This is a genomic window from Bacillus sp. EB01 (assembly GCF_000613125.1).
In the GTDB taxonomy this organism is placed as follows: Bacteria; Bacillota; Bacilli; order Bacillales; family Cytobacillaceae; genus Bacillus_D.
In genome coordinates this window covers 4,044,029-4,057,841 of the sequence record NZ_HG964497.1, presented here as the reverse complement: position 1 = coordinate 4,057,841, position 13,813 = coordinate 4,044,029, and the positions used below count along the sequence as shown (strand labels likewise).

Here is a 13,813-nt window from a genome sequence, read left to right as displayed (position 1 = left end):
CATGGGAAAAATAGCATTCATCTTTCCTGGCCAGGGTTCACAGGCCGTAGGAATGGGTAAGGAACTGGCCGAGGCAAATGGGGCAAGCAAGTCCCTATTTGAAAAAGCAGACCAAATACTGGGGGAAAGCTTGAGCAGCATTATGTTTGAGGGGCCTCAGGAGGCTTTGACAAAAACAGTCAATGCTCAGCCTGCTCTTTTGACAGTTAGCACAGCTTTGGTGGAATTATTTCGTGAATCCGGAATCGAGGCTGACTACACCGCTGGTCACAGTCTTGGTGAATATTCCGCTCTGGTTGCCGCTGGAGCAATTCCATTCGAGGATGGCGTCTTCACTGTAAGAAAAAGGGGAGAATTTATGGAGGAAGCTGTACCGAATGGCCTGGGTGCGATGGCTGCTGTCTTAGGCATTGAGCGAGGCCCGCTTTCGGATGTTACAGCAGCTGTTTCAAATGAAGGACACCCTGTTCAGCTTGCTAATATCAATAGCCCGGGGCAAATTGTAATTTCGGGAACTGTTGAAGGAGTAAGGCTTGCGGGTGAAAGAGCAAAATCAGACGGTGCCAAAAGAGTCATTTCTCTAGAAGTGAGCGGACCATTCCACTCGAGCCTTATGGAGCCGGCAGCGGGAAAACTAAGGGCAGTATTGGACAAATCTGATATTAACAATACGACGATTCCAGTCATCGCAAATGTGGATGCCCAGCCGATGACAGATGCTGAAACCATTAAGGAAAACCTTATAAAGCAGCTTTATTCACCAGTTCTTTGGGAAGATTCTGTCCGAAAGATGATTGAACTCGGTGTCGATACATTTATCGAATTCGGTCCTGGCAAAGTACTTGGAGGGCTCGTCAAAAAGATCGACCGAAGTGTAGCAATCCTGTCGGTTTCCGATGTGGAAAGCTGTTATGCGGCAATTGCTGCGCTGAAGGAGGAAAAGTAATGAAACTTGAAGGAAAATCTGCTCTCGTAACCGGTGCCTCACGAGGGATTGGCAGAGAGATCGCTCTTGAATTGGCAAGGCAGGGAGCGAATGTAGCCATCAATTTTGCTGGCAGCGAGGCAAAAGCCAATGAAGTGGCAGAAGAGATTCGTGCCATGGGCAGGGACGCTTTCGCCATCCAGGGCGACGTTTCCGACCAAGAAGCGGTTGCCGCGTTGGTCAAGGAAACAGTCGGAAGGTTTGGCAGCCTGGATATTCTAGTCAACAATGCTGGTATTACCCGCGACAATTTGTTGATGAGGATGAAGGAATCAGAATGGGATGATGTAATTAACATTAACCTGAAGGGCGTATTCCTCTGCACGAAAGCAGTAACTCGTCAAATGATGAAGCAGCGAAGCGGCAGAATAATAAATTTAGCTTCAGTGGTAGGAGTCAGCGGAAATCCTGGGCAAGCTAATTATGTAGCTGCCAAAGCAGGTGTCATTGGGCTAACCAAGACAACTGCCAAGGAGCTTTCGTCCCGGAATATTACCGTAAACGCCATCGCTCCAGGATTTATAACAACCGATATGACGGATAAATTAACCGAGGAAATAAAGGCGGAAATGCTTAAGCTAATCCCGCTCGCACGCTTTGGGGAGCCTGGTGACATCGCCAAAGCAGTCGTATTCCTAGCTTCCGAAGACGCATCCTATATAACAGGCCAAACACTTCACATTGACGGTGGAATGGTGATGTAATAAGAAAAGCGGAAGGGCCTGGTCAGCCCCGACAAGCGCCGAAGCGACCTCGGGGGGCTAGGCCCTGCAGCTAGACAAAAAGAAAAGCGGAAGCGCCCGTTTAGCGGCGTATGGCCTGGAGCAGAATTACAGAAATACTTTAGTTTAACCTATATAGTTCTTCTTAATTAGCTCTTTTTTTACCGAAATTCACCCCGGTTTGGCTTCCTTCAAGCCGGGAAATACACTATAATAGCTTGAGGGGAGGTGACAAGCATGGCAGAAGTACTAGAACGCGTAACAAAAATTATCGTTGATCGCCTTGGCGTTGACGAATCCCAAGTCACTCTTGAAGCTTCCTTCAAAGATGATCTTGGTGCTGATTCCCTGGATGTTGTAGAACTAGTAATGGAATTGGAAGATGAATTCGATATGGAGATTTCTGACGATGATGCTGAGAAAATCGGCACTGTTGGTGATGCTGTTAACTACATAAATAGCAAAAATTAGTCGCAGGATTTCTCTAGAGGCTCCGTTTTCAAACGGAGCTTTCTTCTGTATTATAGAACTAATGTACTTTCGATGCGCAACTAGGCGCGGGCAAAAGATTATGACAAGGTGGAGACTAATGCGCAAATACAATAAAGAAAAAGAGACAAACGCGAATCGCGCAAAAAAAAATCTGTTTAAGGAATTCCAATCTGAAATCGGAATTCAGTTTTCGGATGAAAATCTTCTCAAGCAGGCCTTTACCCATTCATCCTATGTGAATGAGCATCGCAGGAAGCCATTTGAAGACAATGAGCGGCTCGAGTTTTTAGGAGATGCCGTACTGGAATTGACCGTGTCAAAGTTCCTTTTTAAAAAATACCCAATGATGAGCGAAGGTGAGCTGACCAAGCTCCGCGCCGCAATTGTTTGCGAGCCGTCACTGGTATCTTTTGCAAATGAACTTTCATTCGGTAAGCTGATCTTGCTCGGCAAAGGCGAAGAAATGACAGGGGGCAGAGCACGCCCTGCATTACTGGCTGATGTTTTTGAGGCATTCATTGGTGCACTGTATCTTGACCAAGGGATAGATACAGTTATTCAATTTCTTGAAAAAGTGGTATTTCCAAAAGTGAATGCAGGTGCTTTTTCGCATGTGATGGATTATAAGAGCCAGCTTCAGGAACTTATACAAAGGGATGGAACGGGAACGATTGAATATAAGGTTCTCCAGGAAAAGGGGCCTGCACACAATCGTGAATTTGTTTCCCGTGTTACCTTGAATGGGGAAGAACTGGGAGTAGGCACTGGGCGGTCGAAAAAAGAAGCTGAACAATTGGCTGCGCAAATGGCCTTGTCCAAGCTTAGGCCAGAGAAAGATGGAGAGATAAAGTGAGCCGCCAAAACCTGAGGGAGAGACAATCATGTATTTAAAACGGCTTGAAGTAGTTGGATTCAAATCCTTTGCGGAAAGGATTGGCGTTGATTTTGTACCCGGTGTCACGGCAGTGGTTGGACCAAACGGCAGCGGCAAAAGCAATGTAATAGACGCGATCCGCTGGGTGCTAGGCGAACAATCGGCAAAATCCCTGCGCGGGACAAAAATGGAGGATATCATTTTTTCCGGAAGTGATTCCCGTAAACCGCTTAATTTTGCAGAAGTCACGCTAACACTGGACAATGAGGATCAAAAGCTTGCAATTGATTATAACGAAGTTAGTGTAACAAGACGGGTATTCCGATCTGGCGAAAGTGAATTCCTAATAAATAAGCAACCATGCAGACTGAAGGATATTATTGATTTGTTTATGGATTCGGGACTTGGGAGAGAAGCTTTTTCGATTATTAGCCAGGGAAAAGTGGACGAGATCCTGAATAGCAAAGCAGAAGAACGAAGAACGATTTTCGAGGAAGCGGCTGGTGTTCTCAAGTATAAGACGCGCAAGAAGAAGGCTGAACTGAAACTTGCGGAAACACAGGAAAACCTCAACAGAGTTCAGGATATCCTCTACGAGTTGGAGAGCCAGGTTGAACCGCTTAAAATTCAGGCATCAATTGCCAGTGACTACAAGGAGAAACGGGAAGAGCTTGAAAAGATTGAAGTTGCGCTTACGGTTTATGATATTGAAGAACTTCATTTAAAATGGGAGAAGCTATCAGAACTCCTTGGACAACACAAACAGGAAGAAATAAAGCTTTCTGCCCAACTGCAAAAGCAAGAGGCTGAAATTGAACAAACCCGTGACCGGATTACAGCTGTTGATGAATCTGTCAGCGACCTGCAAAATGTCCTTCTTTTAGCGAGTGAAGAGCTTGAGAAGCTAGAAGGCAAAAAAGAGGTACTGAAAGAGCGGAAGAAAAATGCCTCGCAAAACCGAAAGCAGCTTGAAGAAAATATTAAAGAGTTTTCTTCCAAAAAGAATTTTCTTGAACAGGAAAAAGTCAGGCTTGCCGGGATTGCCGAAGCACTTGGAAAGGAAGCGGCGGGGCTTCAGAAAAGTCTGAAGGCCAAGCAGCAGCAGCTATTTCTTTTAAGTGAAGATGCTGATGATAAAATCGAATCATTGAAAAGTGAATATATTGATGAACTGAATGGCCAGGCCGGAGCAAGAAACGAGTCAAGTCTTGTTGACACACAACTGGAGCAAATTAAAAGAAAAAGCTCTAGGCTTGATGAGGATAACAAAAGGTTCATAGAAGAAAGAACAGAGGCTATTAACAGAGTAGAGAAGCTTCAGTCCGAACTTGACCGTGTCTCAAAAGAGCTCCATCTTCAAGTCAAAACCTTCATGGATGGTAAGCGGGAGCTGGAAAACGCTGCTTCGGCCTATCAAAACCAGGAAAAAATCCTTTATCAGGCGTATCAATATCTTCAACAGGCAAAGTCGCGCAAGGATATGCTGGAAGAGATGGAAGATGGATATTCTGGCTTTTTCCAGGGAGTAAAAGAAGTATTAAAGGCCAGGGATGGAAAACTTAACGGAATTGAAGGAGCAGTAGCGGAAGTAGTCAATGTGCCTAAAGAATATCAGGCAGCTATTGAAACAGCTCTTGGCGGGGCGCTTCAAAATATTATTGTTGACTCCGAACAAAGCGCTCGTGAGGCAATCGCTTTCCTAAAAAGGAGTTCTTCTGGAAGGGCGACTTTCCTGCCTCTCAGCGTCATAAAAGGGAAAGCTATTTCCAGCGCGCAATTGGAATTTGCCCGGCAGCATCCTTCTTTTATTGGAACAGCGGCCAGCCTGGTCGGTTTTGATGAAAAATATAGGCAAATAATTGAAAACCTTCTTGGAACGGTCTTAATTGCACGGGATTTAAAAGGGGCAAACGAGATTGCCAGAACCATGCAATACCGGTTCCGGATTGTCACACTTGAAGGCGATGTTGTAAATGCGGGTGGCTCAATGACAGGTGGTGCTTTAAAACAGAATTCTACCAGCCTATTGAGCAGGAAAACCGAATTGGATGATTTAAAAGTTAAAATCAACGAGATGGAAGAAAAGACCGCCAAGCTTGAGGATTCGGTAAAGCAATTGAAGCTGGATGTTACTCTTAAGCAAGCAGCCCAGGAAGAGTCCAGGAAGGCAGGGGAGGATAACCGCCTTTCCGAACAGCGCCTGAAAGGAGAACTTAGGGAAGCTGAATTGCAGCTGAAAAATATTAATGAACGCTTATCGATTTACGATATGGAAAAGGGATTGCTTCAAGAAGAAAAACAAGGACTGCAAAAGAGAAAACAGGAACTGGAAGAAATTCTTCTCACTGCTAAAGAAAAGATTGCAGCATTGGACACTGAAATTGCCAGCCTGACTCAGAAAAAGGCCCTTGCAGTAACTTCCCGCGAGGCGTTAACTGAGGATATCAATAGTCTGAAGGTGGAGTATGCATCGAAAAATGAGCAATATGTCCATGCCAGGGAGCGTGCTGACAGAATCGCCGAAGAGCTAGCTGAAGTTACAGAAAAACTTGATACTTACCAGGAAGACCATGACTTGCTCGTTTCTGAAATGCAAGGCAATTCTTCAGGTGAGGAGCAGCTTATTGCAGCTGCTTCCCAAAAGCTTCGCGACAAGGAGAATGCGCTCAAGCTTATCTCTGCGCGAAGGGAAGAACGGCTTCAATTGAATTCGGTATTGGAACAAATCGAGGCTGAAGCAAAGGAATTAAGGCGCCAGCATAAAGGGATGTCAGAGGCTCTGAAGGACGAGGAAGTTAAGCTGAATAGACTGGACGTTGAGCTCGAAGCGAAACTTGGCCACCTTCGCGAGGAATATCTGCTAACCTTTGATGGCGCCAAGCAGCAATATCCATTAACAATTCCGGCTGAGGACGCCCGGAGAAGGGTAAAGCTCATTAAGAGGGCGATTGATGAGCTTGGTAATGTTAACTTGGGGGCAATTGAAGAATACGAACGTGTATCTGAACGTTATGAATTCCTTCTCGTACAAAAAAATGATCTTCAAGTTGCAAAAGATACCCTCTTCCAGGTTATTGGTGAGATGGATGAGGAAATGATTAAACGGTTTGAAGAAACCTTTACGGCTATCCGGTCTCATTTTGAAACTGTATTCCGCGCTCTATTTGGCGGCGGGCGGGCAGACCTCCGGTTAACAAACCCGGATGACCTCCTAAATACAGGCGTTGATATCGTTGCCCAACCTCCAGGGAAAAAGCTTCAGAATCTTGGGCTGCTCTCAGGCGGGGAGAGGGCGCTGACTGCGATTGCACTTCTATTTTCCATTCTGAAGGTACGGCCGGTACCGTTCTGTATTCTGGACGAGGTGGAAGCTGCTCTTGATGAGGCAAATGTGTACAGATTTAGCCAGTACTTGAAACGGTACAGTGCAGGGACCCAATTTATTGTCATAACCCACCGCAAGGGCACCATGGAGGAAGCCGATGTCCTTTATGGAGTGACAATGCAGGAATCCGGCGTCTCGAAATTGGTGTCGGTGAGGCTGGAAGATACGAAAGAGCTTGTTGAAACTTAAGAACGGGGTGCTGATATGAGTTTTTTTAAGAAACTAAAAGAAACCATTAGCAAGCAGACAGACAGTGTAACAGAAAAGTTCAAGGATGGGCTTTCTAAAACCAGGAACAGTTTTTCAGGCAAAGTAAATGACCTTGTTGCCAGATATAGAAAGGTTGATGAGGACTTCTTTGAAGAACTGGAAGAAATCCTGATCCAGGCAGATGTCGGTTTTGATACCGTCATGGAATTAATCGATCAGCTAAAGCTCGAGGTGAAGAGGCGCAATATCCAGGATCCGGCGGAAGTTCAGAGTGTTATTTCTGAAAAGCTTGTGGATATTTACAATGCTGGTGAGAAACTGTCTTCCAATCTTAATATTCAAGACGGAGCCCTGACTGTTGTCCTGTTTGTTGGAGTGAATGGTGTTGGAAAAACAACAACAATAGGCAAGCTTGCCCACAAATATATTAGCGAAGGAAAAACCGTACTCCTTGCCGCCGGAGACACATTCCGGGCCGGGGCAATTGACCAACTTGAAGTTTGGGGTCAGCGGGTAGGTGCTCCTGTTATTAAGCAAGCAGAGGGCTCAGATCCTGCAGCTGTCATGTATGACGCAATTCAGGCGGCTAAATCAAGGAAAGCTGATATTCTGCTTTGCGATACTGCGGGGAGGCTTCAAAATAAGGTTAATCTCATGAAGGAGCTTGAAAAGGTTAAGCGCGTAATCGAAAGGGAAATTCCTGGAGCGCCACATGAGGTACTTCTCGTCCTCGATGCGACTACCGGACAAAACGCTTTGATCCAGGCTAAAACCTTTAAAGAAGCAACGGATGTAACCGGTATTGTACTTTCTAAACTGGACGGGACAGCAAAAGGTGGTATTGTTCTGGCCATTAGGAATGAGCTGCAAATACCTGTCAAGTTTGTTGGTCTCGGTGAAAAAATGGATGACCTTCAGGAATTCAATCCTGAAAAATACGTATATGGATTATTTGCCGACCAGGTTGACCAAACAGATTATACAGATTAAACAGTGAAGTTTTGCATAGTTGATTGAAGCGGATGGTAGGTAGACTCGTTCGAATATGCAAAAAGCGCTTTTTCTCCTGCGGGGTTTTTCAGGGATGTTTTTCAAAATCCTGCGGGATGCAGCGACAAGTGGAGACACCTCAGGCGCAAAAGCGCCGAGGAGGCTTCACTGACGCCCCTAAGGTCCGCGAAGTACCAGGAGCGTAAATCAACAACATTTAAAAATATATTTATTCCATTATATTTAAAAAAACAGTACCGTTGTCCAAATCGGTACTGTTTTTTTATATGAATACAGTGTAAAATTACACTAAAGGAATTATTTTCTTTTTTATATAAAAATTGCAGTGTTTTGACGTTTGCAAACGTCTAATCTTATGAAGAAAAAATAGGGGGAATAATCTTGGCATTACATATTAGAAAATGGGTATCCCTTTTCTTGATGCTTTTTCTGCTCGTCAGTATTGCTCAACCAGCTATTGCAGCGAATAGTGGCATCACAATTCGGACGGAAGCAGGCTTTGATGGGAAAATAAAAAGCGGTTACGGTTTTCCTGTCAAAGTGACAGTCGAAAACAAAGGCACCGATTTTAAAGGGGATTTATTAATCAATTTTTACCCAACCTACAGCTCTTCTGGATCAAAAGTTCTCCATATAGATATTCCGAAGGGCGGCAAGAAAGAGTACATTGTATCGATTCCGGGCATTTCTGAAGATGGGATGTACAGTAGCCCAAACGTTCAGGAAATTTTCCTTTACAAAGGAAATTGGCAAGATGGAAAGGAAACATCCTTCACTGGTTCCAAGAAGCTTTCACTTAAATATGTTGACCCCTCCTGGAAAATACTTGGCCTCCTAAGTGAGGAACCGGACAGGCTGAAGGAACTTAAATCGCTGCCAGGGGCAGCCAATGATTCGCTTATTTTTGAACCCGACTTTATCCCGGAAGATAAAATAGGCCTTGATAATTTGGATGTTCTCGCTATTGATGGCTATCCTTTTTCAGGACTAAATGAGCTGCAGCAGCAAGCGATACTCGGCTGGGCAAAAGATGGCGGAGTACTTATTGTGGGAGGCGCGGCGGATGCCCAGCAGGTGTATGGAGAATTGTTTACCGAACTGCCGATGATACCATCAACTGAAACTGCAGCCAACCTGACCAAGCTTAAGTCTGCCGTTAAGCCGGGGGCAAGTTTTGCAAAGGTTCCAGTTTTTCACGGTAAAGTCTCGGAGGGAGCCACAGTTGTCGAGAAAAGCGGAGCTGTCCCTGTTCTTGTTAAAAAGGATTATGGTTCCGGAGAAATCTGGCAAACAGCTTTCTCGCTGGGGGACAATCCTGTAGCTTCTTGGAAGGGATATGGGGAGTGGCTAACCACGTCAATTCTTAGCCAAAGTTCACCATCTACTTTTAATAGCAATCAAGGATATATGAATCCTTTTGAACAATATTATATGGATTTTGCACAAACAAATGAGTATTTCCCATCCGTGAACTTTTCGGTTGGGCAAATTACACTCATGCTGATTATCTATGTATTGCTGGCGGCACCGGTACTCTATCTGGTGTTAAAGAGATTTGATAAGCGAGAGCATGCTTGGTGGATTGTCCCTGCTTTCGCTCTCCTGATTTCGGCAGTAATTTTTGGCATTGGCGCGAAGGATCGTATTTCTAAACCACAGATGAACCAGCTCTCCGTCCTAAAGGCTGAGGGCGGCATTCTTCAGGGGGTCGAGGCAGTTTCACTGCTATCGAATACGAGCGGGGATTATGAAATGGTATTCCCAAGCGGGGAATTCAATGCAATACCAGGCTCCCCATCCATGCAGTCGTCCGCGCCCCAGCGTTACGCGGTCTTTGAAGAAGGGCGAAAGGAAGATAAGTATACGTTCCCGAATGTGGAGTATTGGTCAACGAGGACGGTATACGGACCTGCCGTCAGGGAAGCGGAGGGCGATTTTGCCATCAGTCTTCGCTATGATGGTAAAAATCTGAAAGGAACAATTGCAAATAACTTCCCGTACGATTTTGAGAATATGTATGTTTGGTCGGGATCCAAGCGGGTTGACCTGGGACAATTAAAAAAAGGCGGAACCCTTGAGGTTGATAAGGAGATAGCCAGTGGATATCTTTCCGGACCGCTGACACCTGCGAATAGCGGCTATTATAACCCGCAGCAAAACAATGATATCGATAAAATGAAAATAGAAAAATTGGAATATGGGGCAATTGAGTACTTGTATAATCAGGGACCGAACAAGAACCTTCCAATTGTCTATGGCATAACGAAACAACCTGTCCTGAAGGTTGAAATTCCTGGGAAAAGCAAAACGACCAACAGTTTGTCACTCATTTACCAGGCGGCGGACATTGAAGCTGAACTGAACGGGCCTTTCACTTTAAAGGAAGAGGCTTTAACGAAAAATCTAATTCCTGTAGAGGGAGAAATCCTCGACAAAATGCCGGAGGGAAGGGACATGATGGTTGCTAACGGAACCTATGACTATTCTCTAATTCTTCCAAATCAATTTATCGGAAAGAAAATCTCCATAAGTGAAATAAATGTCACCTGGTACTCAAATGAGACAAAATGGTCGATACTTGACCATACCTCGAAAAAATATTCGGAGTTAAAGGATTTGACATCGAAGTTAACTGATAATCCGTCAAGGTTTATTTCGGATAAGGGCGAAATCATCCTTAGGCTTGAAAAAACGGGTCAGCAGCAGGATCCGACGGTAAGGATGCCATCCGTTACAGTGAAAGGGGAGGCAGGCAAATGATCGAAATCATAAATTTAACGAAGAAATACGGAAGGTTCACCGCCCTTGATTCCCTGAACCTGTCAATTGATAAAGGGACGGTCTTCGGTTTTGTCGGTGCAAATGGGGCGGGAAAGTCGACAACCTTTTCAATTTTGGCGACTCTTCTAGCGCCAACTTCTGGCACTGCTTACATTAACGGATATAACATTGCCTCGGACCCTGCGGCTGTCCGCAGGCAGCTAGGCTATATGCCTGACTTTTTCGGGGTCTATGACCAGCTCAAGGCTATCGAATATCTCGATTTTTACGGCTCAAGCTATGGAATTCCCGCTGCCGAACGGGCAAAGTTGATTCCGCAGCTGCTAGAACTTGTCAATCTTACCCATAAAGCAGATTCCTATGTTGATGTCCTTTCTCGAGGGATGAAGCAAAGACTATGCCTGGCCCGCTCACTCATCCATGATCCTGAAGTTTTAATCCTTGATGAACCGGCTTCAGGCCTCGATCCGCGTGCAAGGGTTGAAATGAGGGAGATTTTAAAAGAATTAAAGAATATGGGTAAAACCATTCTGATATCGTCGCATATCCTCCCAGAGCTTTCTGAAATGTGCGATAGCATAGGCATCATTGACCGGGGCAGGCTCGTTGCACAGGGTTCCGTTTCGGAAATCCAGCTTCGTTTGAAGGGTGAAAAGCTGATTACTGCGAAAGTATGGGGCAATCTTGAAACGTCAATGGCGTTTTTTGAGGACCAGTATCAGGTCAGCCGTGTCGAAACAAGGGAAGACGGGAACTCGCTTCAATTTGTTTTCAGCGGAAGCGAAGAGGAACAATTCAATCTTTTGAAAAAGGCTGTGGACTCGGGGATAATGCTTACCAGCTTTTCAGAAACCGAATCCAACCTGGAGGATGTATTTATGGAAATCACGAAGGGGGTGGAGCTGTCATGAGGCAACTTCTGCTCAATCCTGTCATGAACAAGGAATTTAAGCTTAGGTTCCGAACGTTTAAAAGCTTCCTTGGCCTTATGTTTTATCTATTGGCACTTTGTCTTGTAACGATAGGCTATATCTTTATGGAAACACAGGCTTATGGAATAAGCTTTTTCCGGCCTGACCAGAGCCGGACGATGTTCATGGTCCTTTCGTTTATCCAGCTCGGGCTGATCCTGTTCATCACTCCGGGGCTGACAGCGGGTGTCATAAGTGGGGAAAGGGAAAAGCAGACGCTGAATATCCTGCTGACAACGACTCAAACGTCAACCGGAATCATTGTCGGCAAGCTGGTTTCTTCCGTATCCTTTTTGCTTCTGATGATTGTGGGCAGTATGCCAATTTACAGCATTGTCTTCCTGTTCGGGGGCATTTCACCACTACAAGTGCTTTTTGTTCTAGGATATTATGTTTTTCTGATTTTGATATTCGGCAGTTTTGGAGTCATGTTCTCTACACTAATCCGGAAGACAATTGTTTCGATGATTTCTACCTATGGAGTTACATTATTTTTTGCTGCAGGTACGGCTTTCCTGCTTCTCGTTTCGATGCAATTCGGTGCGATGTCAGGAGCTTCGTCGCCAACCCCGTACCTTTTTGCGATGCTAAATCCGTTCATTGTCATGCTTGGCATTTTTGAACCGGAGTTTATTGCTGAAATAAACCGACAGACAGGAATCGAATTCCCTCTTTGGGCGGCGCTGCTTATTTCGTATACCATTCTTGGGAGTGCTGCATTGCTGCTTGCCATCCGTAAGCTGCGGCCTAACATGGGCAAGAAAAAATAATGCAAGGGACTGGTAAATGTGGAGGATAAACAGCAATTCTTAAACCTCTTGTCTCCAATCAGGCGTCAGCTCCGATTAGGCCGCGCACTGTTTGGACTTCAGTATGGCTTTATAGCCGGGGCGGGGTTAGCAATGATCGTTTACATATTGGCGCGGTTGATTGTTTTCCCTTATTACAATCAGTTTGCCATGTGGTCATTTATTTTAGCTTTCATTGCTTCAGCTGTCTGGGTTTGGCAGGGCTGGCCGGGATGGAAGGAAGCTGTTCTCGTATATAACTCCTTCGTCCCAGAAGACCGGGTCTCTGCTGCTTTCGCTTTTTACAAGGAAGAGGGGCTCCTGCATCGATTGCAGCTCGCTGAAAGTATTGGCTGGATGAAGAGAGTCCACGAGCATGCCGTAAGCCGGAAAAAGAAATATAGAGTAAGCAAGTGGATGTTAGTAGGATTATTATTTTTGGGTTTTGCTTATGCCGCCAACCAGCTTCCCAGCGATAAAATGGACCAGGCTGGCAAGCAGGAAGCAGCAAGGAAAGTGCTAAATAAAGCGGAAAAAGAGCTTGATAAGAAAATCGTCAGCGAGAAGAATCCCAAGACTAAGAAGGCGCTCGAGGAATTGAAAAAAGAGCTTGCAAAGGCCAAGACTCCAGACGAGGCGCTGAGAGCCCTTGAAAACAAGAAAAAAGAGCTTGCATTGAAAGAATTTAAGGAAAAAGAAAAGGCTGCTGAAATGGCGCGGATTAAGGATAACCTTAAAAAAGCAGGACTTGACCAGCTTGCTTCAGCCCTTAACCAAAAAGAAATAGAAAAGGCGACCGAGGAACTTAACAGGCTCAATCAAAAGCGCAGCGAACTGACAAGTAATCAGAAACAGGCACTTGCGGAGCTTTCAGGCAAGGAAGGGAAAATGTCCGAGCAGGAGCTTGCCCAACTTAAAGAAAAACTAAAAGACGCTTTGGATTCTCAAACTACCTTGAATCAGCTTGCTTCGGCTCAAACTGCTTTGAATAAGCAAGCCCAGACCATGCAGGGATTAATGAAGGATAACGGCATCCCGCCAGGGCAAATTGCATTGAGCCCATCTTCCGGTTCCCAGCCCGGACAAACGCCAGCCGGACAGAATTCAGGAAGCGGTGGACAACAGCCTGGTGAGGGATCATCACAAGGGGAAGGGCAGGGAAATGGACAGGGGACGAGTTCTGGAAGCGGCCAAGGTAATGGCGCCGGTCAAGGGAATGGTTCTGGAAGCGGCCAGGGTAGCGGCAGTGGCAATGGCAGCGGAACGGGGGCTGGTAATGGAAATGGTGGAAATGGAACGGGTTCGGGCGCGGGACTTGGCCAGGGCTCGAGAGACTTTTTGACCATACCTGAGCACGTTGGCGGTAAAACAAATATAGAAACCGATACAGGCTCCCTAGGGAACGGGTCGCCGGGAGCACAGTATGAAAGCGATGGGCCAATCCTCCGCGGAACGATCAAGCCGTATGAGGAGGTATACGGCAGCTATGCGAATTCCTATCGAACTAGCACGGACAGGATGAATTTGCCCGGAGGCCTTGAAACAATCGTTAAGAATTATTTTTCTGAATTAGATCCGAACAAGGAGTGATTGC

Annotated in this window: 10 protein-coding genes; all 10 read left to right on the top strand. The window is 45.6% G+C overall.

The window, feature by feature from the left end; translation table 11 throughout:
- Position 1: 1 nt before the first annotated feature.
- Positions 2–946, top strand: coding sequence for an ACP S-malonyltransferase (gene fabD, locus TY16_RS18920; RefSeq protein WP_043933364.1), 945 nt, complete (start codon positions 2–4; stop codon positions 944–946).
- Positions 946–1,689 carry a 3-oxoacyl-[acyl-carrier-protein] reductase gene (fabG, locus tag TY16_RS18915; protein ID WP_043933363.1) on the top strand — a complete coding sequence of 248 codons (744 nt, stop codon included), beginning with the start codon at positions 946–948 and terminating at the stop codon, positions 1,687–1,689. Before fabD ends, fabG begins: the two co-directional genes overlap by 1 nt.
- Positions 1,690–1,944: 255 nt before the next feature.
- Entirely contained in the window at positions 1,945–2,178 is a 234-nt protein-coding gene (locus TY16_RS18910; RefSeq protein ID WP_043933362.1) for an acyl carrier protein, read from the top strand.
- A 118-nt stretch (positions 2,179–2,296) separates the two neighbouring features.
- Complete coding sequence (gene rnc, locus TY16_RS18905) at positions 2,297–3,052, top strand: ribonuclease III (protein WP_043933361.1); 756 nt, start codon at positions 2,297–2,299, stop codon at positions 3,050–3,052.
- Between the two features lie 28 nt (positions 3,053–3,080).
- Positions 3,081–6,647: a chromosome segregation protein SMC gene (gene smc / locus TY16_RS18900; protein ID WP_043933360.1), complete on the top strand. Its 3,567-nt coding sequence runs from the start codon at positions 3,081–3,083 to the stop codon at positions 6,645–6,647.
- A gap of 15 nt (positions 6,648–6,662) precedes the next feature.
- A complete protein-coding gene (gene ftsY, locus TY16_RS18895; protein WP_043933359.1) occupies positions 6,663–7,658 on the top strand; it encodes a signal recognition particle-docking protein FtsY in 996 nt (331 codons plus the stop codon).
- Between the two features lie 402 nt (positions 7,659–8,060).
- Complete coding sequence (locus TY16_RS18890; RefSeq protein WP_052342799.1) at positions 8,061–10,439, top strand: hypothetical protein; 2,379 nt, start codon at positions 8,061–8,063, stop codon at positions 10,437–10,439.
- On the top strand, positions 10,436–11,371 hold the full coding sequence (locus TY16_RS18885) for an ABC transporter ATP-binding protein (RefSeq protein WP_043933358.1): 936 nt from the start codon (positions 10,436–10,438) through the stop codon (positions 11,369–11,371). Before TY16_RS18890 ends, TY16_RS18885 begins: the two co-directional genes overlap by 4 nt.
- The gene (locus TY16_RS18880) at positions 11,368–12,201 is read left to right on the top strand and encodes an ABC transporter permease (RefSeq protein ID WP_043933357.1); all 834 of its coding nucleotides are present in this window, start codon (positions 11,368–11,370) and stop codon (positions 12,199–12,201) included. Before TY16_RS18885 ends, TY16_RS18880 begins: the two co-directional genes overlap by 4 nt.
- An 18-nt stretch (positions 12,202–12,219) precedes the next feature.
- Entirely contained in the window at positions 12,220–13,809 is a 1,590-nt protein-coding gene (locus TY16_RS18875) for a hypothetical protein (RefSeq protein ID WP_052342798.1), read from the top strand.
- Positions 13,810–13,813 lie beyond the last annotated feature (4 nt).

Bases quoted from the DNA above. Each gene is read 5' to 3' on its own strand.
- smc (WP_043933360.1), top strand. From the start codon at position 3,081: ATGTATTTAAAACGGCTTGAAGTAGTTGGATTCAAATCCTTTGCGGAA.
- TY16_RS18880 (WP_043933357.1), top strand. From the start codon at position 11,368: ATGAGGCAACTTCTGCTCAATCCTGTCATGAACAAGGAATTTAAGCTT.
- TY16_RS18910 (WP_043933362.1), top strand. From the start codon at position 1,945: ATGGCAGAAGTACTAGAACGCGTAACAAAAATTATCGTTGATCGCCTT.
- TY16_RS18885 (WP_043933358.1), top strand. From the start codon at position 10,436: ATGATCGAAATCATAAATTTAACGAAGAAATACGGAAGGTTCACCGCC.
- rnc (WP_043933361.1), top strand. From the start codon at position 2,297: ATGCGCAAATACAATAAAGAAAAAGAGACAAACGCGAATCGCGCAAAA.
- ftsY (WP_043933359.1), top strand. From the start codon at position 6,663: ATGAGTTTTTTTAAGAAACTAAAAGAAACCATTAGCAAGCAGACAGAC.
- fabD (WP_043933364.1), top strand. From the start codon at position 2: ATGGGAAAAATAGCATTCATCTTTCCTGGCCAGGGTTCACAGGCCGTA.
- fabG (WP_043933363.1), top strand. From the start codon at position 946: ATGAAACTTGAAGGAAAATCTGCTCTCGTAACCGGTGCCTCACGAGGG.